Raw genomic sequence first — 24,588 nt, 5'->3', positions numbered from 1 at the left:
AGGATGACGTGTTCCGACCCAAGGGCTCGACCGCCGTCAGTCGCGGGCGAGGGCGAACCCGACCGTCGGTCCGGCGCCGCCGCCGTAGGCCACCTGGATGAGCAGCGCGGCGACCGGCTCCAGGTAGCGGGCACTGGACAGCGGGCCGGCGTCGACGGTGTCGAAGCCCAACTGCGTGCCGAGTTCCTGGACGGTCTTCTTGGCGACCAGGTCGTCGCCGGCGACCGGCACCGACTGCCGTACGCCGCCGAGCACCGGCCGGGCGTGGTTCGGGGCGAGCACGGTGTTGAACGCCTTCACCACGTTGGCCGCCGGGACCATGGCGGCGACCTGCTCGGCGGCGGAGGTGTCATGGCCGATCCGCAGCGACATGTGGTCCGGACCGAGCGGGTTGGTCACGTCGATCACGGTGCTGCCGGCCAGTGCGTCGGCGACCGGACCGGTGAGCGTGTCACCGATCCCGGTGTACGGCACCGCCAGCACGACCAGCTCGGCGTCCGCCGCCTGGGCGGCGTCGCCGGCGGTCACCCCGGTGCCGGTGGTCGCCTCGGCCAGCCGCGGCGAATCCGGGCTGGACGCGGAGATCGTCACCTGGTGACCGACCTCGGTCAGCCGCCGGGCCAGGGCCGAGCCGACGTTGCCGGCGCCGATGATGCCGATGTCCATCATTCTCTCCCTCTCCGACGGGTCGTCACTGTCGATCGGGTACCCGCCGGCCCGGTACGGAAACGGGGCCGTACGGAAACAGCGCCGCACGGAGAATCAGCGAACGCGGGGTAGGTTGTGGCGCCACCTAGATAGCGCTGCTATCTTTCTGGCCGTGGATCAGGAACGGCGGGGCCAGTGGCTGCGCGGGGTGCTCGACCTCTGTGTGCTCGCGGCGCTGCACCGGCACGAGTCGTACGGTTACGAGCTGGCTCAGTCGCTGCAGGCGGCCGGGCTCGGGCCGATCAAGGGCGGCACCCTCTACCCCGTACTGCTCCGGCTGCAACGGACCGGCCTGGTCGACGCCCGATGGCGCGCCGGCACCAGCGGCCCGGCCCGCAAGTACTACCGGCTAACCGAGTCCGGTGCGCAGCGGCTGCGCCAAACCACCGCCGACTGGCGGTCCTTCGCCACCGGTGTCGACACGATCCTGCAGGAGGTGACCACCTCGTGAACCAGCAGACCTGGCTCGCCGCCCTGACCGGCGAGCTGCACCGACACGGCATCGACCGCGAGTTGGCCGGACACGTCGTCGCGGAGGCCGCGGCCCACCTGTACGACAGCGGCGAAGCACCGTTGGCGGTCTTCGGCGACCCGGCCGACTACGCCACCGACGTGGCGCGCAGCGTCGGTGGGCCGGCCCAGCTCCCGCGCCGCGTCCACCCGGGCCCGGTCCGGCTCGATGTGCAGGACGTCACCAAGCGGTACCGCCGACACACCGTACTGGACCGGGTGCGACTCACCGTCCGGGCCGGCGAGATCGCCGCCGTGGTCGGCGCCAACGGCAGCGGCAAGAGCACCCTGCTGCGCATCTGCGCCGGCCTGGCCAGCCCGGACAGCGGCCGGGTCCGGGTGTACGGCACCCTCGGCTACTGCCCGCAGTCCGGCGGCACCGGCGACTTCCTGCACCCGGACGAGCACTTCGCGCTGGTCGGTGCCGGCCGTCGGCTCAGCCGGACACAGTCGCGTACCGCCGGACGGATGCAGGCCGCGGTCCTGGACTGGGACGCATCCGCCGCTGTCCAGGCCCGGCACCTGTCCGGCGGCACCCGGCAGAAGCTCAACCTGGTGCTGGCCGGGCTCGGCGACCCGGACCTGCTGCTGCTCGACGAGCCGTACCAGGGCTTCGACCGCGGCGCCTACCTGGACTTCTGGCACCAGGTGTGGCGCTGGCGCGATGCCGGCAAGGCGGTCGTGGTCGTCACCCACCTGCTGAACCAACTCGACCGGGTCGATTTGGTGCTCGACCTGACCCGAACGGAGGCCGGTCGATGAACCGGGTGCTCACCGTGGCGGAGATGACGCTGCGCGAGACGTCCCGGCGACGCGGCGTACTGGCGATCCTGCTGGTCTTTCCGCTCTGCTTCTATCTGGCCCGCCGGGGCGATTTCGCCGGGCAGTCGATCCGGTTCGTCTGCCTCGGGCTCGGCTGGGCGCTGAGCACGGCGGCGCTGTTCGCCGGCAACGCCAACCGTGATCTGGAGACCCGGCTGCGGCTGACCGGCTACCGGCCAGCGCAGCTGTGGACCGGCCGACTGCTGGCGCTGTGGGCGGTCGGTGTGCTGCTGTCCGTGCCGTACTTCCTGCTGGTGCTCTTCGACCAGCCGGGCGTACGGCACGGGGCGATCGGCCTGATCATGCTGGTCATGGTCGCCGTGGCGGTGCCGTTCGGGCTGGCGATCAGCGCGGTGCTGCCCCGCGAGCTGGAAGGCACCCTGATCCTGCTGACCATCGTCGGGCTGCAGATGGTGATGGACCCGGCCAGCCCGGCCGCGCGGGCGCTGCCGTTCTGGTTCAGCCGGGAGATCGCCACCTACGCGATCGACCACACCGACAGCGGCTACCTCGACCGAGGGCTGCTGCACGGCGCGGTCGTCGCGGTCACGATGGTCGCCCTGGTCGCGATCGCCACCGGGGTACGGCTGCGCCGCCGACCCCACCTACGGTTCGGGTGACGGCTCCTTACCAGGTCAGCGGCCGACCGGGTGCACCAGCTCCGGCGACGCGGTGTCCAGCGGCACCGCCGCCGGCGGCACCAGACCGAGCTGCACGCCCTGCCGCGACAGCAACGACTCCAACGTCCAGTCAGCCGCTATCCGGATCCGGTTGCCCGGGATCGACGCCAGGTGGTAGCCCCGGGTCACCGCCTTGGCCAGCGGGCCGGAGATCGGCACGTGCAGCGGGTTCGCCGCCGCCTGCGCGCCGCCGAGGTCGACCACGAACCCCAGGTCCTTGTGCCGGTACGGGCGGAACGAGCCGTGCCCGTACGACGCGGCGACGTTCTGCGCGGCCAGCTTGCCCTGCCGGACGGCGTGCTGGGCGGTCATCGGGGTGACCTCGCCCGGCCGGTTCGGGTCGGGCACCGCGGCGGCGTCACCGCACGCGTACACCTCCGGATGCTGCGGTACGGCAAGGAACTCGTCGACCACCAGCCGGCCCTTCAGGGTGGTCAGTCCCAATTCGTCCACCACCGGGTCGGGTCGCACCCCGACGCACCAGATCAGCGACCGGGTCGGGATGAACTCCCCGTCGGACAGATGCACCCCGTCGCGGGTCGCCTCGCGGACCGAGGTGCCGAACCTGGTCTCGACGCCCCGCGCGTCGAGGACCTTCTGCGCGGTGACCGACATCCGCTCGTCAAGCTCGGGCAGCACCCGGTCGGCCAGGTCGAGCAGCAGCCAGCGCACCTGCTGGCCGGCGAGCCGGGGATGCCGGCGGACCAGCAGGTCGGTGGCGGACACACAGTGCGCCGCGACCTCCGTACCGGTGTATCCGGCACCGACCACGACGAAGGTGCACCGGGCAGCCCGCTCGGCCGGATCGTCACTGAAGTCGGCGAGTTCGATCTGCCGGGTGAGGTGGTCGCGCAGGTAGAGCGCCTCCGGCAGGGTCCGGAAGCCGTGCGCGTGCTCGTTGACGCCGGGGATCGGCAGCAGCTTGTTGACGCTGCCGATGGAGACGATCAACCGGTCGTAGCTCAACTCGGCCCGGTCGCCCTCGCCGTCGACGTAGCAGATCCGCCGGTCCGGCAGGTTGATCTGGTCAATTTCGCCGAGCACCACCCGCACGCCGGGCAGGGTGTCCGGCAGCGAGACGGTGACCCGGCGCGGCTCCAGCACACCCGAGGCGACCTCGGGCAGCAACGGCACGTACAGGAAGTAGTCGGTCGGGTTGATCAGGACGATCTCGGCGGACCCCCGGGCCAGCCGGGACAGGGTACGGGCAGCCTGGTAGCCGGCGAAGCCGGCACCCGCGATGACTATGCGTGGTCGCTTCATACTGACCTCCGATCGGGTGGGTGGGAGCGCAGGCAGGTGTCCCCGTGTCTGCCGGACCCGGGCGCCGGGGAGACCGGGCAGACCTGTCGGGGACACCCACCAGAGGGTTCCCGGTGCCGCCCACCGGGCCGGGTTGGGCGCGGCGGCGGTCCGGTGCTCAGTTGTTCGGGTCGTCGGTGCTGATATCGGCCAGCACCGAATCCGGTTCCCACTCGACGGCGAGGTCACCCATGGAGACCACGCCGACCAGCCGGCCGTCGTCGACCACCGGCAGGCGCCGTACCGAGTAGGTCCGCATCAGCTCGGCGGCCGCGACCGCGTCGTCGTACGGCGACACGACCACCACGTCCTCGGTGATGATCTGGCTGAGCTGGGTCATCGACGGATCCATCTCGGATGCCACCGCCCGGACCGTGATGTCCCGGTCGGTCACGATTCCTTGGATATCGCTGCCGTTGGTGACGATGATGTCGCCGATGTCGGCATCCCGCATCTGCCGCGCCGCCGCCGTCAACATGTCACTGGCGTCCATGGTGAACGGCCGGGCCGTCATGAACTCTCCGACGGTCGTCATCGCGCACTCCTCTCGGTGTCGGCGCCGTCTTCGGGGTACCCGGGGTCGGGAGCGGAAAACCAGCGCCCTCCCCCGGTCGGTGGGATCGGCTACGCTCGCAGGTCGAAACGGCCGCGCCGGCACGAGGTGCACGGGCGGGCAGGCCGGGTAGGGAGCACGTCGTGTGGGCACGCCGGGCCAGCTGGCGTAAGCCTCTTTTTCCGGATTCGCGGGTGCCGCATCCGGCCGACCGGTCGTTGCTGCACCGCACCGAACGCTGGCGCGGGATGCCGCTGGCGTTGGCGCTGATCGCGGTCATCACCGTCATCGACGTGCTGACCCAGACAAGCGCGGTCGTGCTCGGATTCCTGTCGCTGGCCCCGCTGCTCGCCGCCGCTGTCGAGAAGACCCGGCGGACCGCACTGGTCACCGCGATCGCCTGCGTCGTCGCGTTGGTCGCCGGACTACCCAGCGGCATGTTCGGCAGCCTGGACCATCTGCTGCGCAGCAGCGTCGTCTTCGCGGTCGGCATCGTGTCGATCTACGTGGCCCGGTCCCGGAACCTGCGGGAGGCCCGGCTGCGCCGGATGACCGAGATCGCCGAGGTCGCGCAGCGGGCGGTGCTACGCGCACCACCCCCGCAGCTGAATGATGTCGCCCTGGTCGCCCGGTATCTGTCCGCGTCCGAGGCAGCCAACGTCGGCGGTGACCTGTTCGCCGTCGTGGACAGCCCGTACGGGACCAGGATCATCATCGGGGACGCGTGCGGCAAAGGTCTGCAGGCGGTTCAGATGTCGGCCACCGTGATGGGTGCCTTCCGACAGTCCGCCTTCGTACAGCCGGAACTGTCCGCCGTCGCCGCCGATCTGGACCAGGCGGTGTACCGGGACGGGATAGGTACCGGGCAGCCGGCGCAGTTCGTCACCGCCGCCCTGGTGCAGCTCACCGACGACACGCTGACCGTGATCAACTGTGGCCATCCGGCACCGGCGCTGCGGTCCTCAGCCGGCACGCTGGAGATCCTGGAGCCTGGTGACCGGCACCCGCCGCTGGGGCTACGCCGCGACGCGCCGGAGCCGCTCCGGGTGACCCGGCCCTGGCAGGTCGGAGACCGGCTGCTGCTCTACACCGACGGGTTGGTGGAGGCCCGCAACGGCCGCGGTGAGTTCCTCGCCTCGGACCGGGTGACCGCGTGCCTGGAACTGCCGGACCGGCGGGAGGCGCTGGACCGTGTCGTCACTGAGCTGCAGCGGCACGCCGGCGGCCAGATCAGCGACGACGCCGCGATGCTGCTCGCCGAACGGGTCGCCGCCGACTGACGACGACCCGCCCGGCGTTGTGGCACGGACTGTTGCGGCACGGACTGTTGCGGCGCCGGGCTCAGGCCGCCGCAGCGATCAGCAGCTCGGCGATCTGCACCGCGTTGAGGGCGGCGCCCTTGCGCAGGTTGTCGTTGGCACAGAACAGCGCCAGGCCGTGCTCGACGGTCTCGTCGACCCGGATCCGACCGACGTACGTCGGATCCTGGCCGGCCGCCTGCAGCGGCGTCGGCACGTCGGACAGCGCCACCCCGGGCGCGTCGGCCAGCAGCTCGGCCGCCCGCCGCGGGTCGATCCGCCGGGCGAACCGGGCGTTGATCTGCAGCGAGTGGCCGGTGAACACCGGCACCCGAACGCAGGTCCCGCTCACCCGCAGCTCGGGGATGCCGAGAATCTTGCGACTCTCGTTACGCAGCTTCTGTTCCTCGTCGGTCTCGTCGGAGCCGTCGTCGACGAGCGAGCCGGCCAGCGGCAGCACGTTGAACGCGATCGGCGCGGCGAACGACCGGGGCGCCGGGAAGTCCACCGCGCCGCCGTCGAAGGTCAGCGCCGCCGCGCCCTCGGCGACCTTGCCGACCTGCTCGTCCAGCTCGGCGACACCGGCCAGGCCCGCGCCGGAGACCGCCTGGTAGGTCGAGACGACCAGGCTGACCAGGCCGGCCTCGTCGTGCAGCGGGCGCAGCACCGGCATCGCCGCCATCGTGGTGCAGTTCGGATTGGCGATGATGCCCTTCGGGCGGTCGGCGGCGGCCTGCGGGTTGACCTCGGCGACCACCAGCGGTACGTCCGGATCCATCCGCCAGGCCGACGAGTTGTCGATCACCACGGCACCAGCCGCCGCTACCCGGGGTGCCAGCTCCTTCGAGCTGGCCTTGCCAGCCGAGAAGAGCGCGATGTCCAACCCTCGGTAGTCGGCGGTGGCGGCGTCCTCGACGACGATCTCGCCGCCGCGCCACGGCAGGGTCCGGCCGGCCGACCGAGCCGAGGCGAACAACCGCAACTCGTCGACGGGCACCGCCCGCTGCTCCAGTACCTGCCGCATGACGCCACCGACCTGCCCGGTCGCGCCGACAATCCCGATCCTCATGTCGCAATCCTGATCCTCATGTCGCAATCCTGATCCTCATGCTGCGAAGGTTACCGACGGGCCGGGCCGGGACGGAACCGAGTTGTCCGGCGTCACCTTCCGGCCCGTCGGCGTACCCCCGCGCAGTCAGATCAGGTACGCGTGATCAGTTCAGGTAACGGCGGGCCAGCTGCGGCTGCCGCCACATCGGCCAGAGCAGCGGGCCGCCGTCGGGCAGGTGGAACGGGGCGGTGGCAGTGAGCCGGTAGCCGAGCCGGGCGTACAGGTCGCGGGCTCCGGGGCTGCTGGCCACCACGTAGGCGGCGCTGCCGGCGGTGTCGAAGATGGCGTGCCGGTGGTTCAGCAACGCCGTACCGAGGCCGTAGCCCTGCCGGTCCGGGGCGACCCCGAGGTACGCCAGGTAGTGGTGCTCGCCCACCGGGTGTCGTTCGGCGAGGGCGTTGTCCAGCAACCGGAACCGGTACGCGTACTCACCACAGGTGTCGTCGAGCAGCTGCTCGTACTCGACCGGGTTGGGCAGGATCAGGCTGCACGGACGCCACACCGCCACCGCGCTGTAGTCCTCGGTGAGGTAGATACTGCCCTGGCGCAGCCCGTAGTCGATCAGCGCCGGGCAGAACCGCTGGTAAACCCGACGACGGGCGACCGGGTCCGGGATGAGCCAGGACGACTCCTGGGTGTCCAGAAATGCCTCCACCAGTGTCTTGGCCACTTGCGGGGTGTCGGTGTAGGTCGCGTACCGGATCATCACCGACGTGTGGAGCTGGGGCATCAGCGCTCGCCTCTCTGCGGCACATTGCGGACACCCGGGTACAACGGACGACACACCGTTGCGGGTTCGAATGTATTTGCCCGCCTACCGACCGCGAGGCGGTAGGCGGGCAAGTCACGCTCAGCGCGTGCAGGGTACGCAGTACCGCGCGTGCGGCAGGATCTCCAGCCGTTCCCGGAGGATGTCGCCGCCGCACCGGTCGCAGCGGCCGCAACGACCCTCGGCGATCCGGTTCAACGCCTCGACGGTCTGGTCGTGGCCGCGCCGGGCGGCGACGACCAGCGCGGCCCTCGATAGAAAAGGGCCGAAGCTGGTCCGCTTCGCCCCTGGTGGCCGTCGTCGTGGTGGTGCGACGGCCGTCCGGAGGACCCCGGTCGGCGGCGCCGGGCACGCCGACGCCCGGCACCACGACGCCCGGCACCACGACGCCCGGCACGCCGATCGGAGCCGTGACAGTCACGGCTGCTGCGCAGGCGCTGAGCCAGGTGCGGATCAGTCGGCGTCGCGTAGCTCCCCCAGGCCGGAGGCGGTCAGTTCGTCGCGAATCTTGGCCGCGTCGCCCTCCACCACCAGAGTCAGCCCTTCGGCCCGCAGGTGGGTGGCGGCGGCGGCGGAAACCTGCTCGACCGTCGCCGACAGCAGCTCGTCGCGCAGCCGGGCGTGGTAGTCGTCGGGCAGCCCGTGCACGACCAGCGTCGCCAGGGCGCTGGCGATCGCCGGCGGGGTCTGCAGCTCGACCGAGAGCTGGCCGGCCCGCCAGGACCGGGCCACCGCCAGCTCCTCCTCGGTCACCCCGTCGGCCTGGGTACGGGACACCTCACCGACCGAGTCGATCAGGGCGGGCGCGGTGACCCCGGTCTGCACACTGGAACTGACCGCGAAACGACCGAACCGACGGGACATCCCGAAGTCCGACCGGATGCCGTACGTGTAGCCACGTACCTCGCGGATCAGATGGTTGAGCCGCGACGTAAAAGCTCCACCGAGGACGGTGCTGGCCAGGGTCATCGGCACGTAGTCGGGGTGGGCCCGGTGCGGGGCCGGATGGCCGAGCCGCAGCGTGGACTGCACCGCGCCGGGCCGGTCGACCAGGATGATCCGCCGGTGGTCCCGCAGACTGACCGGCAGCGGTGGTCCGGGCTGTGACGGTGAGCCGGTCGCCCCGGCGAAGGCGGCCACGCCGAGCGCGTCCAGGTCGATCAGGTCCAGATCGCCGGCGACCAGCAGGGTGCCGGGCCGGGTGAACCAGGCACGGTGGAAGTCGACGACGTCCGCCACGGTCACCGCCGCGACCGAGTCGGGGTCGCCGCCCATCGGCCGGCCGTGCCGCTGGTCGGCACCGAACAGGTCGGCGCGCAACGCGGCTTCGGCCCGCGGCCCCGGGTTGGCCCAGTACATCCGCAGCGCGGTCGCCTCGTCGTCGCGGACCCGCTCGACATCGGACGGATCCAGGCGGGGGGTGCGGACCGCCTCGGTGAGCAGTTCGACGGCCGCGCCGAGTCGGTCGGTGCTGACCTGCACGCCGACCCGGAACGAATCCCAGTCGGCGGAGAGGGACAACTCGGTGCCGAGACCCTCCAGGACCAGGGCGTACGCGGCCGAGTCCCGGGTCTCGGTGCCCTCTTCGAGAGCCTTGGCGAGCACTCCGGCCAGCCCTTCCCGGCCGGCCGGTTCCCGGCCGGCGCCGGCGTCCAGCAGCAGACTCGCCACCGCCAGCCGGTGGCCGGGCAGGTGGGCGGCGACGATCTCGCCACCGGCCACGCTGCGCCGGACCACGTCCGGGAAACGGTACGGCCGGGCGGCGCCCGGTCCGGGACGCTGCGCGATGATCGTCACTGGTCGCCCTCCGGCAGATAGCTGAGCTGGACCCGATTGTCCGGCCGCAACAGGCGTGCGGCCTCGTCGTTGACCGCCTCGGTGGTGACCGCCTGCCAGCCCGGCAGCCGGTCCCCGGCGCGGGCCGGGTCACCGAACTGGGTGGCGTAGCGGCCGAGGGTGTCGGCCCGGCCCTCGAAGCTGGCGACCTGACGCCACCAGCCCGTGGTGAGCAGCGCCTTGGCCCGGTCGACCTCCGCGTCGGTGACGCCGTCGCGGGCCACCTCGTCGAGCACCTCGATCAGGCCGTCGGCGAGCCGCTCGGCGGTCACCGTCGGCTGGGCGGTCGCGGTGATGATCAGCGGTGCGGGCGCGTGCGCCAGGTCGACGCCGTACGCACCCAGGTAGTCGGGCTGCGCGATCCGGGCGCCGTCGGCCAGCCGTTGGTAGAGCCGGCTGCCCCGGCCGCTGCCCAGCACGGTGCCGAGCACGGTCGCCACGTCGTACGCCGGGGTTCCGAACGGGTGGGTGCGGTAGGTGAGGTAGTGCCGGGCGGCCGGTACGTCGGCGGTGACCGTCTCGGTCACCGGGCCGGCCAGTGGCGCCGGCGTACGCCCGTCCGGTGCCGGCGGGATGTCGACCCGCGCGGCGATCCCACCGAAGTACTTGTCGGCCAGGCTGAACACCTCGTCGGCGTCGGTGTCGCCGACCACGGTCAGCACCGCGTTGTTCGGCGCGTAGTACATCTCGTGGAACGCCTGGAAGGTGGCCAGATCGGCGGCGTTGAGGTCGTCCATCGAGCCGATCGTGGCGTGGTGGTACGGGTGCCCCGGCGGGTAGAGCAGCGGCAGCAGCCGTAGCCAGGCGTCGCCGTACGGCACGTTGTCGTAGCGCTGCCGCCGCTCGTTCTTGACCACCTCGCGCTGGTTGTCCAGGGTCTCCTGGGTCAACGCCGGCACCAGGCCGCCCATCCGGTCGGCTTCCAGCCACAACGCGAGGGCCAGATGCTCGGCGGGGACGGTTTCGAAGTAGTTGGTCCGGTCCGGGTTGGTGGTGGCGTTGAGCGAGCCGCCCGCGCCCTGCACCAACTTCATGTGCTCGGTCTTGGCGACGTTGACCGATCCCTCGAACATCAGGTGCTCGAAAAGATGGGCGAATCCGGTCCGGCCGGCGGGCTCGTGACGCGAGCCCACGTCGTACCAGAGATTGACCGCGACCACCGGCGCGCTGGAGTCGGGGCTGACGACGACCCGCAGGCCGTTGTCCAGCCGGGTGGTCTCGATCGGCCAGGGGTACCCGTTGGGCGACATGCGCCCGACGTTATCCGATCGGGGCCCCGGCCGGCCGCACCGGGCCGGCCGGGTGGCCGTCGAAGGTTGGCCGTTGCCGTCAATGGCTTGACCGTTGCCGGCGAAGGTCGGCCGACGCCGTCGGGGTCAGCCGGGCGGCTCGCTGCCCGACTGCGGACGCGGCTGCTCGCGCCGGTCGGAGTCGTCCAGGATGGCTGCGGCCTGGCGCACCGGGTCGTCGCTGCCGGCCGCCTCCTCCTCCGGCAGCAGGTGACCGGCGCGCGACTCGATCCGCTCCGCCTCGGCTTCGCCGTCGGCTGCCGCCTGACCTGCGGTGGCGGCGCCCGGTGGTGGTGGGCCGGTGAACGGTTCGTCGTCGGTGTCAGTGTTCATGGGCCGGGGGGTTACCCGGGCGACGGCCGGGTCATGCATGTCGCCCTCCACGTAGGTCAGGAGCGGAACGGGCCGCGTACATCGTAGGTGATGCCGCCGGAGGACGCGCCCGAGGTGCCGCGCTGCGACGAGAAGTACAGCCGGCCGCCGGCCGGGGAGAACGCCGGTCCGCAGATCTCCGACGACGACTGGCCGCTGATCCGCAGGAACGGCGCGATCCGCCCGTCCGGGGTGATCAGGCAGATCTCCATGTTGCCGCCGTCCTCGGCGACGTACAGGTCACCGCCCGGCGTACCGACGATGTTGTCGACGCCGGTCAGCGGCGGGGTGCCGGAGACCAGCGAGTCGTCGTAGGCCAGATCGAGCCGCTGGCCGACCGCGTCGTACGCCCAGACCCGGTTGTCGCCCTTGGTGGTGAACCAGCAGACGCCGTCGGCGTAGTGGCAGCCTTCGCCGCCGTTGAACCGTTTCGCGCCGGAGACCTGGAAGCGGGTGGCGATCGGGCCGCCGTCCGGGTCCGGCACCCGGGCCCAGCTGACCGGCCCGCTGGTGCCGCTGCCGGCCACCAGCACCTCCAGGGTGCCGGTGGACAGGTCGCCCCAGGTGTCCGGCCGGAACCGGTAGAAGCAGCCGTTGCTCTCATCCTCGGTCAGGTAGATCACGCCGCGGACCGGGTCGGCGGCGGCGGCCTCGTGGCAGAACCGGCCCATCGCCGGGCGCCGGACCGCGCCGGTGCCGCCGAGCGGGTACGTCTCGTAGACGTACCCGCGGGCCACCTCCTCGCAGGAGAGCCAGGTGCCCCAGGGCATGGCGCCACCGGCGCAGTTGCGGTTGGTGTCCGCCAGGATCCGGTACGCCGAGACGACGTCGCCGCTGGCGTCGAACCGGATCGCCGAGGCACCGCCGGTACGGGAGATCTCCGAGTTGGAGACGTACACCCAGCCGGTTCCGGCGGCGAAGCAGGCGCCGCCGTCCGGCGCGTCGTGCCAGACGTACGAGGTGTCGCCGACCCGCTGCCGGGACCGGGCCACGATTCGGCTGGTGAAGCCGGCGGGTAGCGCGATGCCGTTGGCGTCGGGGCTGCCGAGTGGCCCGTACGGGCTGGTGCCGGGTTGCGCGGGTGCGGCGAAGGCGCCGGTCCAGAGACTGCCGGAGAAGGCGGCGGCACCAGCGCCGACCACCGTGGCACGCAGTACGCTACGACGATCCATCTTGACCTCCATCGATACTTGTGGCAATCGATGAAGCTAGGCGTCGCTGGTGGCCACGGATGCCGGTCGTAGTTAACAGACGGCGAGAACCGGCCGAAGTCCGGTGGTGGCACCCGACTGCCGGGCCCCGGCCGGGGTGGCGCTCAGCGGCTGATCCGGTACAGTGTGCGTCGTGACGCGCACGTATCGATGGTTTAGGCAGCCGGCCCTGGTGCCGGTGGCTCAGCCTTGACCTGACGTCACCCCACCAGAGCCGGCCAAGGGCAGCGGGCATCGAGCCCCTGCCCTTTCGTATGCCAACGAGCAGCCGGCTCGGCTGGGGCGCCGGCTCCCCAGGGAGACTGGCGGAAGGAACAGACACCACATGAGCACCTCCATCGGGCGCGTCGCCGATCAGCGCATCGATCGGGTCGTCCCGCTCACCACTCCGGCCCTGCTGCACCACGAGCTGCCCCTCGACGACCAGCTCACCGCGCGGGTGCTGGACGGCCGACGAGCCGTCGCCGGCGTGCTCGACGGACAGGACGACCGGCTGCTGGTCGTGGTCGGCCCATGCTCGGTGCACGACCCGGCCGCCGCCCTTGAGTACGCGCACCTGCTCGCCGACGCCGCCCAACGGCACGCCGACGACCTGTTGATCGTGATGCGGGTGTACTTCGAGAAGCCGCGGTCGACGGTCGGCTGGAAAGGTCTGATCAACGACCCGGGCCTGGACGGATCCGGGGATGTCAACTCCGGGCTGCGGATCGCCCGCTCGCTGCTGCTCGAGGTGCTGCGGGCCGGGCTGCCGGTGGGCTGCGAGTTCCTCGACCCGATCACCCCGCAGTACATCGCCGACGCGGTGGCCTGGGGGGCGATCGGCGCCCGCACCGTCGAGAGTCAGGTGCACCGGCAGCTGTCCTCCGGGCTGTCCATGCCGATCGGCATGAAAAACCGCCCGGACGGCAGCGTCGCCACCGCGGTGGACGCCATCCGGGCCGCTGCCGTGCCGCACGTCTTCCCCGGCATCGACATGTCCGGGACACCGGCGATCCTGCACACCCGGGGCAACGCCGACTGCCATCTGGTGTTGCGCGGCGGTGCCGGTGAGCCCAACTACGACGCCGAGTCGGTGGCCGCCGCGCTGGGCCTGCTGCGGGCCGCCGGACTGCCGCAGCGGCTGGTCATCGATGCCAGCCACGGCAACAGCGGCAAGGACCACCGCCGGCAGCCGCTGGTCGTTGAGGACGTCGCCGGGCAGCTCGGCGCCGGGCAACGGGGCATCGTCGGGGTGATGCTGGAGTCGTTCCTGGTCGCCGGCCGGCAGGATCTGGACCCGACCAGGGAACTGGTGCACGGACAGTCGATCACCGACGCCTGCCTGGGTTGGGACCAGACCGCCCAGGTCCTTGGACGGCTTGCGACGGCGGTCGGGGACCGCCGGGCGGCGCTGGCTGCCGCGCAGCGGTAGCCAGCAGCGCTCGGCTGCGGCCAGGCTGCGGAGCCTGGCCGCAGCCGGCGCACCGGCCGGCCCCGGGCGGACTCAGCGGCCGCCCCGGGCGGAGTCAGCGGGTGGCCCGGGCACCGGGGGCGTCGGGTCAGCGGGTCGCGCGACCCGGGGCGTCGGTCGGCCGGTGGCCGGCCACCCGCGCGGCGATCCAGACGAAGAACACCGCCAGCGCGACCTGGATCGCGTGTCGCAGCCAGTCGATCCCGGCGGTCTCGCCGATGCCCAGCCAGGCGGCGATCACTCCGCCGAGCAGGGCGGCGGCGATTCCGACGCCGATGGTCAGCCAGACTGAGATGTTCTGCCGGCCGGGTAGCAGCAGACGTCCCAGAGCGCCAATGATCGCGCCAGCGACGAGCGCCCACAAGATGGTGCCGATCATGAGTCCACCTCCTGGCCCGAGCGTAGGTGCCCGGATCGGACCGAGAGGGCGGAACGCCGACGGTCGGCAGGATGAACCCGGCGGTCCGGTCGGTACGTGGAGCGTCGTTTGCCGTGCCGCGTGCGGGGTAGCAGGCGGAGGTGACCGATGAGACGTCCAAGGCCGAGCTGTACGCACTGCTCGACGACATCTACCTCGGCAAGGAACGGGTGAGCCGGGCCGAGATCGCCCGCCGGGCGGTCGCCGCCGAGCTACCCGCTCACCTGCTGACCAGGATCAATGCCCTGCCGGAAGGCGAATACGCCCAGGACGAGGCGGAAGAGGTCCTGCATTCATCTACGGAAGGTGCCTGATCACCAATGGAAGAGCACCAGAACCGGCCAACCGCCGCACTCGGCCAGGCCCCGGACGGCCAGCCACCCGAGGACGACCCGGACTTCGCCGGCGAGCACGACGACACGGCGGTCTCCCACGACATCATCGAAGGGACCGACCGGGACCGGGAGCCTGAGACACCCCGCGGCTGGTCCGGGATGGAGAAGCCCGGGTTCACCGCCGACTGACAGGCAACCGCGTCACGGGCTGACCGTCAACCGGCGTTGAGGTTGTCGGTGACCGCCCGGACCAGGCTGGTCAGCGTCTCGTCGGCGAGCCGAGTCAGTTGCTCGTGCGGCAGGTCGGAGTCCAGCTCCAGGCGCAGCATTGCACCGCCCGCCTGCACCGGGTACACCTGCACGACGACCGTCCACGGGCCGCCGGCCGTCGACCACCGGGCCTGCAGGTGGTCGCCGTGGGCTGGTTCCGCCGGCACCTGGCGCAGCGGCCCCGGCAACCAGGCAGCCCTGCGGTCGGGGTCGGTCGCGGTGCCGAACGCCACCTCAGGGGGCGCGGAGACACCGCGTTCGGCGTACGCGGGCACGACTCACTCCCCGTGCCGCAACCGGGCGGCATCGACCTCTCGGCCCGGGTGCCGGGTCAGGTACTCGGTCTCCAGATCGGCGGTGCGGTGCAGATGGTTGGCCAGCGCTGCGTCGGTGCCGTGCCGCAGCGTGTCCAGCCGGGTCCGGTGCAGGCTGCCGATCTCGCGGAGCAGTTCGTCGTCGGCCAGCTCGACCGGGTCGATCCCGGTTTCGTCAACCGTGTCGACCCACGTCTCGGCTCCCGGTTCGGGCGGGTCCGACCAGGTTCGGGTGGCACCACCGGGCGGGTGGTCCGGGCGGGGCTCGAAGGGCCGACCGGCCGCCGCCGGGGAGTAGCTGCCGTACCGCGCTGAATCCGTCATCTCCGGCCTCCGGGGAGTCGACGAGGCATTACCGTCGTAGGGTTCCCCGGCCGGTCGGCGGCAAACACCGGGCGCCGGCCTCCGGGCAACCTCGCACCTGACTACGACGGCTCGTCGGAGAAGCCGACGGGCGGCCGGTACGCTTCCCTGCATGCGGCAGCTGTGGACCCCGGTGTGGATCCTGCGGCACCTGGCGGCGGTGGCGCTGGTGGTGGGCTTCCTCGCGCTCGGCTGGTGGCAGATCAGCCGGGCCACCGCCGGCAACACGCTGAGCTGGGCGTATGCGGTGGAATGGCCGATTTTCGCGGCGTTCGTGGTGTTCATCTGGATCCGTGAGATACGGCAGGCACACCGGGCGGTACCCGGCCCGGACAACGGCACACCGGACGACGACTCACCGAGGAGCGGCACACCGGAGAACGGGCCATCGCGGGAGGAGTCGTTCGGCCGACCGGTACGGGTCCGGTCTGCCCCTGGCGTGACCGCCACCCCCGGCCCGGACGACCCGGAGTTGGCCGCGTACAACAACTACCTGGCCTGGCTGAACGCGAACCCGCACGCCAGGGCCGGCGACTACCCGGGCTGACCGGAAAGAGAGAAGGACGGACGACAGTGTCAGGTGCACTCACCCGGTACCGGCTGATCGCGTACGTGGTCGGCGTGGTGCTGATCCTGCTGATGGTGATCGGCATGCCGTTGAAGTACCTGTTCGACCGGGCCGTCGTGGTCGAGACGGTCGGGCCGGCGCACGGGTTCCTCTACATGGTCTATCTGGTCGCCGCGTTCGACCTGGCCCGGCGGGCCAACTGGTCACTCGGCCGGATCCTGGCGATCATGCTGGCCGGGACGGTGCCGTTCGTGTCGTTCTACGCCGAGCGGGTGGTCAGCCGCTGGGCGAGCGAGCAACCGCGTACCGAGCCGGACAAGGTGTTCACCGGCTGACACCGGGCGGGCGGTGACCGGTTGACGGCACCCCGGCCGGGCCGGCACCGGCGTCGGGCCGACCCGGCCGGGGCGTACGGCCGACGTTGTCGGCGGCCGTGGAGCCGAGCCTCGTGCGGCGTCGGATCAACCCTTCGTGTGGCCGCCGGAGCTGGACGGCGCAGCGGACAGCCCGGCGACGAATGCCGACCAGGCGGCTGGCGAGAATTCCAGGTGCACTCCGGGGTCGGTGGAGTTGCGCACCCCGACCGCCGGCCCGATCTCGGCTACCTCGACGCAGGTCGTCGCCTCGCAGCGGCGGCTCTTACGCCACGCCGGACCGGCAGTGCTGATCACAGTCACCTAAACTCCTTAATAAGGATAAATCGGTAAATTTGCCATCAGAGCACGCAGGCAATCGGGCGGACTGTACCAGTTCTCGATCTTGCCGACGCGACTGGGCGACACCGCGAAACCCGGTGAAACCGCCGTCCGGACCATGCGGAGGGGCCGGCCGTCCTTAGCAGACCTGACGACGGCGGTGTAGCGTGCAACAGGGTGGCAACCAGCCAGGTAGCACTCTGCAAGGCACTCTCCCGGAGCGTTTCCATGCCTGCCCGACACCAGGGCCCGACCATCGGGCGTCGCCGGCTGCGTGCGGCGCTACGCCGGGCACGCGATGCCGCGGCGCTGACCCAGGACTACGTCGCCGCTCAAATGGACTGGTCGCTGTCGAAGCTGATCCGGATCGAGTCGGGGTCGGTCAGCATCTCGACCAACGACGTCAAGGCTTTGCTGGACCTGTACGGCGTACGCGACCAGCAGCAGGTGCAGGAGCTCGTCGAGTTGGCCCGGGCGGCACGACGGCGCGCCTGGTGGAGCGGCTATAAGGACCGGGTGCCGGCCGCCTACGCGGCCTACATCGGGCTGGAGGCGGAAGCGTCGGCACTGCGCTACTTCCAGCCGATCAGCTTCCCCGGTCTGCTGCAGACCGAGGAGTACGCCCGCGCGGTGATCCCGGCCGACGGCCCGCACCATGTACCGGCGGCCGAGATCGAAGGGCGGGTGCAGATCCGGCTGGCCCGCCAGCACGAGGTGCTCTTCGGCGCCGATCCGCCGCAGATCGAGGTGATCATCGACGAGGCTGCACTGCGCCGGATGACCGGCGGCCCGCGGGTACTGCGCGAGCAGCTCCAGCACGTGGCGAAGATGTCGGCGGCACCTCATGTCACGGTCCGGGTGCTGCCGTTCGCCGCCGGAAGCAACACGGTGCTCGGGCCGTTCGTCATCCTGCACTTCGCCGACCAGGCCGACGCTGACGTGGTGTACGTGGAGAGCGCTCTGGTCGAGGAGGTCATCGACCGGGCCGACGAGGTCCGGCCGTACCAGCATGTCTTCGACCGACTACGGGCAGAATCCCTGTCACCGGCCGACTCGGTGGCGATGCTGCACGACCTCGCCCGTCGACTGGACGGGCGAGACGCGGGCTGATCGACGTCGACCAGCCCGCTGGCGACCGCAGCGGCGGTCGGACCCGCTCACCGCTGGTCGGGCACCCACGGTTCGATGGTGACCGGCTCGGACAGACCGGCCAGCCGGGACATTTCCCGGGCCCGCATCAACGCCCGGCTCACCTGGCCGTACTGGCGTTCGTCGTCGGTGCTGAACAGCAGCAACAGCAGTCCCTGGTGACGGCCCCAGAGTTCGTACGCCCGCGGCCGCAACCGGTCGCCGAGCCAGGCCACCGTCACCGGCACGAACGCGGCCGCCAGCATGGCGAGGTAGGCCCCAGCACTGACCTCGTCCAGCCCCCGGGTGTAGCCGACGGTCACCGCGACCGCCGCCAGGGTCAGGGCGGTCACCGCGATCACCCGGCCGGTGAGCCGGTCGCGGGCGCCTCGTGCGGTCCGGAGTTCGGTGAGGTCGCGGACGGCGAACCGCCGGCCGGCCACGACGAACCAGTCACCGGTCACGCAGATGCCGGGCTGCCGGTAGAAGGTCCGTCCGACACTGGAGCCGGACTGTGCGGGTACCGGGGAACCGCGTCGGGGTGGGGTCTGGCGAGTAGCACGCATAGCTGCCTCCGAAGGGCTCGTGCGGCGCTGACCTTGCGGGTCCATTGTGCGAACAGCAAGCTACTCGATGGAAGGTAGTCATTCTGCCACCTAGCAGAATGACGTACGGCAGGCCGCGTCCTGGATGGCGAACCAGACCTTTTGCGCCCATTTATCCCGATAGCTTACTGACGACAACCGCGTAGACCGACTAATGACGCATTATTCGCAATTGATCAGGCGCTGTCCAAGGACAACGCGCCGGAGTCAACCAGTCACCCGAGGGCAATAGGAATGTTGCCCAGAGCAGCCAACCGTCACATCAAGTAACTGTCAACGGCCTCCGGCCAGTTCCATGCCACGGATCACGATCGCAGCACTTTCCTGGTCGCAACCCTTGCGGCTAAGTTGGATCGGCTGGTCCGGTCGCCAGTCGCCGGGAAGCGGTGACGCCGGTCCAGTGCCGCCGAATCGCCGTCCCGAGATTATCTGACATTACAAACAGTAATCTCACGGTTGCGATCCGGGGACCCATCGGCAACTGGGGTGAATCCGCGGTTCACCGCGGTAGGGCGAACTTCCCGCCCGAATCCGTCAGCTAACCCGGTAGGCGGCTAGGAAGAAGGGTTCTGCGTTCTTGTCAACAGCGCGGATTCTGCTGCGCACCCTGATGCTGGCCGGCGTAAGCCTCGGCCTGGTGGTACCGGCGACCGCCGCGACCGCCCAGCCGACGGTCAGCGAACTCACGCAGCAGATCGACAAGGAATCCGAAGAGCTGGCCAAGGTCGTCGAGTCGTACAACCGGCTCAGGGAGGAGGCCAAGGCCACCCGGGCGGCGGCCGAGGAGATCGACGCCAAGCTCGGCCCGCTGCAAGCCGAACTCGCGGCAGCGCAGACCGAGGTCGGTCAGATCGCGGTCAACGCGTACAAGACCGGCGGGTTGAGCACCGCGACCGCCCTGCTCGACGGCACCTCCGGCAGCTTCATCCACCGGCTCGGCACCCTGGACCACCTGGCCCGGGACCGGCAGCAGCGACTCAGCGAGTTCACCAGCACCCAACTGACCTACCTGGCCGAGCAGGAGAAGCTGCAGGCGGCCCTGAAGAAGCAGGACGCCCAGGTCAAGGAGCTCGCTGACCGCAAGAAGAGCATCGAAGCGGACATCGACGAGCTGATGGACAAGCGGGAACGGGCCTACGGTGCCGCGAGCGAGACCGGCTCGTCGTACACCGGAACCGTCCCGTCGGTGTCCGGTGCCGCCGGCTCGGTCGTCGAGTTTGCGTACGGAGCCATCGGCAAGCCGTACGTCTGGGCTGCCAGCGGCCCGAACGGTTACGACTGCTCGGGCCTGACGCTTGCCGCGTGGCGTACCGCCGGCAAGAGCCTGCCGCACAACGCGGCGATGCAGTGGGACGTGGTCGCGAAGATCAACCGTGGCGCACTGCAGCCCGGTGACCTGGTGTTCTACAACGGTCTCGCCCACGTCGGCCTGTACGTGGGCGGCGGCCAGGTGATCCACGCACCCACCTTCGGCCGCACCGTCGAGCTGGCCAGCGTGGACATGATGCCGCCGTACGGCTACGGCCGGGTCCGCTGACCCGGTCGCTCGCCCGACGAACTGACGACGGCCCGGCATCCGCGCTTGCGGATGCCGGGCCGTCGTCAGTTCGTCGGTGGGTTGTCAGTTCATCGGCGGATCAGGTCGCCTGCCGCCGATTCGTCAGGCCGCCTGCAGCCCTTCCGCCCGGGCCAGCTCCCGCAGCCGGCCCAGTGCCTGGATCTCCAGCTGCCGGATGCGCTCCCGGGACAGCGAGAAGCGCGAAGCGACCTCGGTCAGCGAGTGCTCTCGCCCGTCCTCCAAGCCGTACCGGGCCCGCATGATGCCGGCGGACCGGTCGTCCAGGTGGTTGAGCAGGCCCTCGATCCGCTGCCGCTCCAACCCGGTGAGCACGATGTCCTCCGGCGACGGTGCGTCACTGTCGGCCACCAGGTCGCCCAGGTTGGTATCGCCGTCGTCGCCGACCGGGGTGTCCAGCGACACCGTGTCCTGCGACCACCGCACCAGCTCGTGCACCCGCTCGACCGGCACGCCGAGCGAGGCGGCGATCTGCTCCGGCTCCGGGTCCGAACCGAGCTCGCGGGTCAACTGGCGGGCTACGTTGCGCATCCGGTTGACGTCCTCGACCAGGTGCACCGGAAGCCGTACGGTCCGCTCCTGCTGGGCGATCGCCCGGCTGATGGCCTGCCGGATCCACCAGGTCGCGTAGGTGGAGAACTTGAAACCACGCTCGTAGTCGAACTTCTCCACCGCGCGGACCAGACCGGTGTTGCCCTCCTGGATCAGGTCCAGCATCGGCATCCCGGACCGGACGTAGCGGCGGGCGATCGACACCACCAGACGCAGGTTGGCCCGGATGAACAGGTCCTTGGCCCGTTCACCCTCGACGACCAGCCGCTCCAGCTCCTCGCGGCTCACCCCGGCCCGCGGCATGCCCTGCTCCAGCAGGTGCTCCGCGTACAGACCGGCCTCGATCGCCTTGGAGAGGTCGACTTCCCGGGCCGCGTCGAGCAGCGGCGTGCGGGAGATCTCATGCAGGTAGACGCCAACGAGGTCCCGCTCCTCGGCTACCTCGTCGGTCCGCAAAGCCATCGTCTTCTCCACGTTGCTCACGGTCCCCTCGTTAACCCCACGTCGTGCCCTGTCACCTGCGATGCGCATCTCCATCAGCCTCTCCCCCGTCACGTCCGCCTCCGATCCGGCGAACCTGATGTGGCAGGCCCCGCCGTATGGCGCCGACACCTGCACAACAGATGAGACGCGTCAGGGATTCCGTCTCGTGAGTCGAAGCTGACACGATTGCCTGAATAATTGCTGTGAACAGGATTGGCGTTTCCTGCCAGGCTCCTCGATCGCCGCGCTGCGTCGGGCCGGCCGACTGCCCGATTCACTGAGGTCGGTGGGGTGTGGCAGGCTCCCAGCACACCACGACACCGGGCAGGGCGCAGCGATTCCCGTCACTACCCCTCCTGCGATCCTCGTCACTGCCCGCCGGTTGGTTGGTCCTGGCCGACGCCGGTTGGTTGGTCCTGGCCAGGAGTACGGCCCGAGCGGGGTGCACGGTTCAGCAGCTCCCGACAGACACCGGCCTGCGGGTCACGACGCACGCGAATCGTCTGGACCCGGCCGCCACGAGGCGCCGGCCGGACGGCCGTCGTCCGGCTGCCATTCGGTCAGCCGCTGCCGGATCACTGCGGCGACCTGGGCGGCCGTGCCCCGGGCGTCGATGGCCACGAACCCGGCGGCCTCCGGCAGTGACCCGTATGCGGCCGCGCTGGTCGCCAGGAACTCCAGCGACTCGTGGTCGGTGCCCCGGGCGTCGATCCGCCGGGCCGCTTCGACGGGCGGCAGCAAGAGTAGGAACGTCACGTCCGGTTGGGGAAACACCCGGTAGGCCAGCCGGGCGAGCCGCTCCCAGCGGCCGGCGCCATGGGTGCGGATGCTGGCGTACTGGCAGACCGCGTACCGGTCCATCACCGCGATCGACCGGCGGGAGCCGAGCACCGACCGGGCGATCGCGAGCCAGCGCAGCAACGCCTCGAGGAACATCAGCCCACCACGGCCGACCATCCGCCGGGCGTCCGGGCGTCCGAGTCGGACCGCGAACCGGTCGAGCCAGCGTCGGCCGCCAGCGTTGCGCCAGTACCGGGCGGGCCGGCCGGCAGTGGTCAGCGCCTCGGCCAGCAGGTGCGCCTGAGTGGTCTTGCCGACCCCGTCGATGCCCACCAAGGCGATCCGTCGCAGCCCGGCCGGCGGCGACCAGGCCGGATCGGCGTCCACTGTGCTCCCTGCGGTGTCCGGTGGCGGGCATGGCGGCACGGCTGACGACGTGGACTGTACGGGCGACGGCTGGCGAGGCGCGGGCCGGGACGGTGACGGTGGTGGCGCATGGGTCGCTGTGACGAGCACCTTCCCAACGGTAGCGAGCACGTGCACGCCGCCACCCGTTCACCGCTGTGACGCGCTGTGCCTGCAGGCACGAACCGGCCGGGAACGGGTAGGTCACCGACGGGCACCGGACGACAGCCAGGAGGTGGGCAGATGACCCGGACATCGGGGCAGTCAACGCGAAAGACCGGGCCGGACCGGTTGGACGGATACACCGAGGCTGCGGTGCAGCGGCTGCTCAGCGAGCACGCCGACATCGCCGAGCAGGGGGTGGGCGTCTCCCGCCGGGACCACAGCCTGGTGTTGTGCGGGGAGGTCGAGAGCGCCCACCGGCGGGCGGAGATCGTCCGGCTGGTGGCTGAGCGCTTCCCCGGCGTACGCCTGATCGTCGACATCGTCGTCAGCCGGACCACCGCGCCGACCGAGACGGAGGAGCTGTCGTGATCCGCGTCGCGGCCGTCGGAGACGTGCACATGGACAGCGACGTGCTGGGCCGGTTCCGCCCGGCGTTGGTGCAGCTCGGCGACCGGGCCGACGTCCTGCTGCTGGCCGGCGACCTGACCCGGCACGGCACGGAGTCGGAGGCGCGGTGCGTGGCCGACGAGTTCGGCGGTCTGGCGGTCCCGGTGGTGGCGGTGCTCGGCAACCACGACCACCACTGTGACCAGGTGCCGCAGCTGGTCGGGATACTCAGCGACGCCGGGGTCACGGTGCTCGACGGCGACGGCGTGGTGGTGGACTGCCCCGGCGGCCGGCTCGGGATAGCCGGGGTCAAAGGGTTCGGTGGCGGGTTCGCCGGGCGCTGCGCGAGCCGGTTCGGCGAGCCGGAGATGAAGGCGTTCGTCGCCACCACGGCGGACGCTGCGGATCGGCTAGGGGCGGCGCTGGCCGGGCTGGATTGCGACGTACGGGTGGCGCTGACCCACTATTCGCCGGTGCCGGAGACGCTAGCCGGCGAGCCGCCCGAGATCTACCCGTTCCTCGGCTCCTACCTGCTTGCCGAGGCGATCGACGCGGCACCGACCGACCTCGCGGTGCACGGTCACGCCCACTTCGGCACGGAGCGGGGCACCACACCCGGTGGGGTACGGGTCCGGAACGTCGCCCATCCGGTGATCAAACAGGCGTACAGCGTGTATTCGCTCGCCGGGTCGGTCCCTTGACCAGACCGGTGCAGGTTTCCGTCGCCGGCCGCAAGGGTATTCAGCGGCCATGGAGCTACTTCTCTGGATTCTCGCAGTCGTCCTGGTCGTCGCCGGCGTTCTCGCGCTGTTCCGCCGGCAACTGCTCTGGGGCATCGTGCTGATCGTCGTCGGGCTGCTGGTCGGCCCCGGTGGCGTGAGCCTGTTCGCTTGACGGTGCCGGGCGTAACCCCGGCCCCCTCAACCGACATCGACCTGACCACATCGACCCCGAGCCTGCCGGGGCCGCCGGAACCGGCCCGGTCCTCCCCACCGCGGACCGGCGCCGGCGGCCCCGGCCCTACCTGTTTCCTGGAGTCGCCATGCATTCCCCTGGAGTTGCCATGCGCTCGTGGTGGGGTCTACCGGTGTTCCTCGGCCTGGTGGCGGCGGCCGCAGCGGTCGGGGCGTTCGCCGCCCGCGACGCCGGTTCCCGTTACGCCGAACTGGTCCAGCCGTCCTGGGCACCGCCGTCCTGGCTGTTCAGCCCGGTTTGGACCATCCTGTACGTGCTGATCGCCGTCGCCGGGTTCACCGTCTGGCGGCGGGCCGGTGCCGGCCTGGCGATCGCCAGTTGGCTGGCCCAACTGGTGCTCAACGCCGCCTGGACACCGCTGTTCTTCGCCGCCGGCCGGTACGGTCTGGCGTTCGCCGAGATCGTGCTCCTCTGGCTGCTTGTCGGCCTCACCGTGGTGCTGTTCTGGCGGGTCTGGCGACCGGCTGCTCTGCTGATGGTCCCGTACTGGGGCTGGGTCACCTTCGCCGCCGCGCTGAACCTGTCCATCTGGCAGCTCAACAGCTGAGTAGCGGGTCAAGGTTTCCGAATCGTTACTGGCTCGTAGCTGGTCAGGACTGGACGCGCTTCCATTGCAAGCGCTTACATGTGAAGACGCCCAGACAGCAACCGACCGGCG

Annotated in this window: 32 protein-coding genes and 1 riboswitch; of the genes, 16 read left to right on the top strand and 16 right to left on the bottom strand. The window is 70.9% G+C overall.

The genetic code is table 11. The annotated features are described in order from the left end of the window. Window positions 1–36 precede the first annotated feature (36 nt). A complete protein-coding gene (locus tag O7621_RS14020; protein ID WP_282234359.1) occupies window positions 37–756 on the bottom strand; it encodes an NADPH-dependent F420 reductase in 720 nt (239 codons plus the stop codon). Window positions 757–820: 64 nt separating this feature from the next. Here O7621_RS14020 and O7621_RS14015 point away from each other — a divergent pair, with 64 nt between their 5' ends. From O7621_RS14015 to O7621_RS14005, 3 genes are read left to right on the top strand one after another with little or no spacing between them, the layout of a single operon-like run. Continuing rightward, complete coding sequence (locus O7621_RS14015; protein ID WP_278167623.1) at window positions 821–1,159, top strand: PadR family transcriptional regulator; 339 nt, start codon at window positions 821–823, stop codon at window positions 1,157–1,159. Next, complete coding sequence (locus tag O7621_RS14010) at window positions 1,156–1,980, top strand: ATP-binding cassette domain-containing protein (protein ID WP_282234358.1); 825 nt, start codon at window positions 1,156–1,158, stop codon at window positions 1,978–1,980. Before O7621_RS14015 ends, O7621_RS14010 begins: the two co-directional genes overlap by 4 nt. Then, window positions 1,977–2,660, top strand: a complete 684-nt coding sequence (locus O7621_RS14005; protein ID WP_282234357.1) for an ABC transporter permease — start codon at window positions 1,977–1,979, stop codon at window positions 2,658–2,660. The genes O7621_RS14010 and O7621_RS14005 overlap by 4 nt, the downstream gene beginning before the upstream one ends. A 15-nt stretch (window positions 2,661–2,675) precedes the next feature. Here O7621_RS14005 and O7621_RS14000 read toward each other — a convergent pair whose 3' ends face one another. Together O7621_RS14000 and O7621_RS13995 are read right to left on the bottom strand one after the other, a co-directional pair. Further along, a complete protein-coding gene (locus O7621_RS14000; protein WP_282234356.1) occupies window positions 2,676–3,983 on the bottom strand; it encodes an NAD(P)/FAD-dependent oxidoreductase in 1,308 nt (435 codons plus the stop codon). A 157-nt stretch (window positions 3,984–4,140) separates the two neighbouring features. Further along, the gene (locus tag O7621_RS13995) at window positions 4,141–4,557 is read right to left on the bottom strand and encodes a CBS domain-containing protein (RefSeq protein WP_278167615.1); all 417 of its coding nucleotides are present in this window, start codon (window positions 4,555–4,557) and stop codon (window positions 4,141–4,143) included. A 212-nt stretch (window positions 4,558–4,769) separates the two neighbouring features. Here O7621_RS13995 and O7621_RS13990 point away from each other — a divergent pair, with 212 nt between their 5' ends. Then, the gene (locus O7621_RS13990; RefSeq protein ID WP_282234355.1) at window positions 4,770–5,855 is read left to right on the top strand and encodes a PP2C family protein-serine/threonine phosphatase; all 1,086 of its coding nucleotides are present in this window, start codon (window positions 4,770–4,772) and stop codon (window positions 5,853–5,855) included. 61 nt (window positions 5,856–5,916) lie between these two features. Here O7621_RS13990 and O7621_RS13985 read toward each other — a convergent pair whose 3' ends face one another. Both O7621_RS13985 and O7621_RS13980 read right to left on the bottom strand, forming a co-directional pair. Further along, the gene (locus O7621_RS13985; protein ID WP_282234354.1) at window positions 5,917–6,942 is read right to left on the bottom strand and encodes an aspartate-semialdehyde dehydrogenase; all 1,026 of its coding nucleotides are present in this window, start codon (window positions 6,940–6,942) and stop codon (window positions 5,917–5,919) included. A gap of 145 nt (window positions 6,943–7,087) precedes the next feature. Next, window positions 7,088–7,714, bottom strand: a complete 627-nt coding sequence (locus O7621_RS13980; RefSeq protein WP_282234353.1) for a GNAT family N-acetyltransferase — start codon at window positions 7,712–7,714, stop codon at window positions 7,088–7,090. A gap of 150 nt (window positions 7,715–7,864) precedes the next feature. Here O7621_RS13980 and O7621_RS13975 point away from each other — a divergent pair, with 150 nt between their 5' ends. Continuing rightward, on the top strand, window positions 7,865–8,011 hold the full coding sequence (locus O7621_RS13975; protein WP_282234352.1) for a hypothetical protein: 147 nt from the start codon (window positions 7,865–7,867) through the stop codon (window positions 8,009–8,011). Between the two features lie 195 nt (window positions 8,012–8,206). Here the strand turns inward: O7621_RS13975 and O7621_RS13970 are convergent, their stop codons facing one another. The 4 genes from O7621_RS13970 to O7621_RS13955 all read right to left on the bottom strand — a co-directional run bounded on the left by O7621_RS13970 (window position 8,207) and on the right by O7621_RS13955 (window position 12,422). Beyond that, window positions 8,207–9,550, bottom strand: a complete 1,344-nt coding sequence (locus O7621_RS13970; protein WP_282234351.1) for a pitrilysin family protein — start codon at window positions 9,548–9,550, stop codon at window positions 8,207–8,209. Continuing rightward, window positions 9,547–10,839, bottom strand: coding sequence for a pitrilysin family protein (locus O7621_RS13965; protein WP_282234350.1), 1,293 nt, complete (start codon window positions 10,837–10,839; stop codon window positions 9,547–9,549). The genes O7621_RS13970 and O7621_RS13965 overlap by 4 nt, the downstream gene beginning before the upstream one ends. A gap of 126 nt (window positions 10,840–10,965) precedes the next feature. Next, on the bottom strand, window positions 10,966–11,211 hold the full coding sequence (locus tag O7621_RS13960) for a hypothetical protein (RefSeq protein ID WP_282234349.1): 246 nt from the start codon (window positions 11,209–11,211) through the stop codon (window positions 10,966–10,968). 56 nt (window positions 11,212–11,267) lie between these two features. Then, window positions 11,268–12,422, bottom strand: coding sequence for an alkaline phosphatase PhoX (locus O7621_RS13955; protein WP_282234348.1), 1,155 nt, complete (start codon window positions 12,420–12,422; stop codon window positions 11,268–11,270). A gap of 364 nt (window positions 12,423–12,786) precedes the next feature. Here O7621_RS13955 and O7621_RS13950 point away from each other — a divergent pair, with 364 nt between their 5' ends. Continuing rightward, on the top strand, window positions 12,787–13,872 hold the full coding sequence (locus tag O7621_RS13950) for a 3-deoxy-7-phosphoheptulonate synthase (protein WP_282234347.1): 1,086 nt from the start codon (window positions 12,787–12,789) through the stop codon (window positions 13,870–13,872). 127 nt (window positions 13,873–13,999) lie between these two features. Here O7621_RS13950 and O7621_RS13945 read toward each other — a convergent pair whose 3' ends face one another. After that, window positions 14,000–14,290: a GlsB/YeaQ/YmgE family stress response membrane protein gene (locus O7621_RS13945; protein WP_123600346.1), complete on the bottom strand. Its 291-nt coding sequence runs from the start codon at window positions 14,288–14,290 to the stop codon at window positions 14,000–14,002. Window positions 14,291–14,430: 140 nt separating this feature from the next. On the opposite strand from O7621_RS13945, the gene O7621_RS13940 reads away from it, so the two are divergent. After that, window positions 14,431–14,643, top strand: coding sequence for a hypothetical protein (locus tag O7621_RS13940; RefSeq protein WP_282234346.1), 213 nt, complete (start codon window positions 14,431–14,433; stop codon window positions 14,641–14,643). A 6-nt stretch (window positions 14,644–14,649) separates the two neighbouring features. After that, window positions 14,650–14,853, top strand: a complete 204-nt coding sequence (locus tag O7621_RS13935; protein ID WP_282234345.1) for a hypothetical protein — start codon at window positions 14,650–14,652, stop codon at window positions 14,851–14,853. Between the two features lie 26 nt (window positions 14,854–14,879). Here the strand turns inward: O7621_RS13935 and O7621_RS13930 are convergent, their stop codons facing one another. After that, a complete protein-coding gene (locus O7621_RS13930; RefSeq protein ID WP_282234344.1) occupies window positions 14,880–15,209 on the bottom strand; it encodes a hypothetical protein in 330 nt (109 codons plus the stop codon). Window positions 15,210–15,212: 3 nt separating this feature from the next. Beyond that, window positions 15,213–15,572 (bottom strand): DUF6158 family protein, encoded by a 360-nt coding sequence (locus tag O7621_RS13925; RefSeq protein ID WP_278167591.1) that lies wholly within the window; start codon window positions 15,570–15,572, stop codon window positions 15,213–15,215. Window positions 15,573–15,723: 151 nt separating this feature from the next. Between O7621_RS13925 and O7621_RS13920 the strand changes: the two genes are divergently transcribed. Beyond that, window positions 15,724–16,158 carry a hypothetical protein gene (locus O7621_RS13920; protein ID WP_282234343.1) on the top strand — a complete coding sequence of 145 codons (435 nt, stop codon included), beginning with the start codon at window positions 15,724–15,726 and terminating at the stop codon, window positions 16,156–16,158. A 26-nt stretch (window positions 16,159–16,184) separates the two neighbouring features. Then, window positions 16,185–16,514, top strand: a complete 330-nt coding sequence (locus O7621_RS13915) for a DUF3817 domain-containing protein (protein ID WP_282234342.1) — start codon at window positions 16,185–16,187, stop codon at window positions 16,512–16,514. A 126-nt stretch (window positions 16,515–16,640) separates the two neighbouring features. Here O7621_RS13915 and O7621_RS13910 read toward each other — a convergent pair whose 3' ends face one another. After that, window positions 16,641–16,856: a DUF397 domain-containing protein gene (locus O7621_RS13910; protein ID WP_282234341.1), complete on the bottom strand. Its 216-nt coding sequence runs from the start codon at window positions 16,854–16,856 to the stop codon at window positions 16,641–16,643. A gap of 246 nt (window positions 16,857–17,102) precedes the next feature. On the opposite strand from O7621_RS13910, the gene O7621_RS13905 reads away from it, so the two are divergent. After that, on the top strand, window positions 17,103–17,984 hold the full coding sequence (locus O7621_RS13905) for a DUF5753 domain-containing protein (protein ID WP_282234340.1): 882 nt from the start codon (window positions 17,103–17,105) through the stop codon (window positions 17,982–17,984). Window positions 17,985–18,031: 47 nt separating this feature from the next. On the opposite strand, the gene O7621_RS13900 is transcribed toward O7621_RS13905, so the two are convergent. Next, window positions 18,032–18,568: a DUF6232 family protein gene (locus O7621_RS13900; protein ID WP_282234339.1), complete on the bottom strand. Its 537-nt coding sequence runs from the start codon at window positions 18,566–18,568 to the stop codon at window positions 18,032–18,034. Window positions 18,569–19,039: 471 nt separating this feature from the next. Continuing rightward, window positions 19,040–19,174: riboswitch (cyclic di-AMP (ydaO/yuaA leader) on the top strand. 43 nt (window positions 19,175–19,217) lie between these two features. Between O7621_RS13900 and O7621_RS13895 the strand changes: the two genes are divergently transcribed. After that, on the top strand, window positions 19,218–20,144 hold the full coding sequence (locus tag O7621_RS13895) for an NlpC/P60 family protein (protein WP_282234593.1): 927 nt from the start codon (window positions 19,218–19,220) through the stop codon (window positions 20,142–20,144). Window positions 20,145–20,267: 123 nt separating this feature from the next. On the opposite strand, the gene O7621_RS13890 is transcribed toward O7621_RS13895, so the two are convergent. Together O7621_RS13890 and O7621_RS13885 are read right to left on the bottom strand one after the other, a co-directional pair. After that, window positions 20,268–21,266 (bottom strand): sigma-70 family RNA polymerase sigma factor, encoded by a 999-nt coding sequence (locus O7621_RS13890; RefSeq protein WP_282234592.1) that lies wholly within the window; start codon window positions 21,264–21,266, stop codon window positions 20,268–20,270. A gap of 435 nt (window positions 21,267–21,701) precedes the next feature. After that, on the bottom strand, window positions 21,702–22,385 hold the full coding sequence (locus tag O7621_RS13885; RefSeq protein WP_282234338.1) for a dTMP kinase: 684 nt from the start codon (window positions 22,383–22,385) through the stop codon (window positions 21,702–21,704). Between the two features lie 261 nt (window positions 22,386–22,646). Between O7621_RS13885 and O7621_RS13880 the strand changes: the two genes are divergently transcribed. The 4 genes from O7621_RS13880 to O7621_RS13865 all read left to right on the top strand — a co-directional run bounded on the left by O7621_RS13880 (window position 22,647) and on the right by O7621_RS13865 (window position 24,477). Further along, entirely contained in the window at window positions 22,647–22,937 is a 291-nt protein-coding gene (locus O7621_RS13880) for a hypothetical protein (protein ID WP_282234337.1), read from the top strand. Window positions 22,938–22,966: 29 nt separating this feature from the next. Continuing rightward, window positions 22,967–23,656: a metallophosphoesterase gene (locus O7621_RS13875; protein WP_282234591.1), complete on the top strand. Its 690-nt coding sequence runs from the start codon at window positions 22,967–22,969 to the stop codon at window positions 23,654–23,656. A gap of 49 nt (window positions 23,657–23,705) precedes the next feature. Next, window positions 23,706–23,849: a GPGG-motif small membrane protein gene (locus O7621_RS13870; protein WP_199757467.1), complete on the top strand. Its 144-nt coding sequence runs from the start codon at window positions 23,706–23,708 to the stop codon at window positions 23,847–23,849. A 169-nt stretch (window positions 23,850–24,018) separates the two neighbouring features. Next, window positions 24,019–24,477 (top strand): TspO/MBR family protein, encoded by a 459-nt coding sequence (locus tag O7621_RS13865; protein WP_282234336.1) that lies wholly within the window; start codon window positions 24,019–24,021, stop codon window positions 24,475–24,477. Window positions 24,478–24,588 lie beyond the last annotated feature (111 nt).

Source organism: Solwaraspora sp. WMMD937 (assembly GCF_029581175.1).
In the GTDB taxonomy this organism is placed as follows: domain Bacteria; phylum Actinomycetota; class Actinomycetes; order Mycobacteriales; family Micromonosporaceae; genus Micromonospora_E.
Note: the sequence above shows the minus strand (reverse complement) of the source record. Positions and strands in the feature narration are given on the sequence as shown.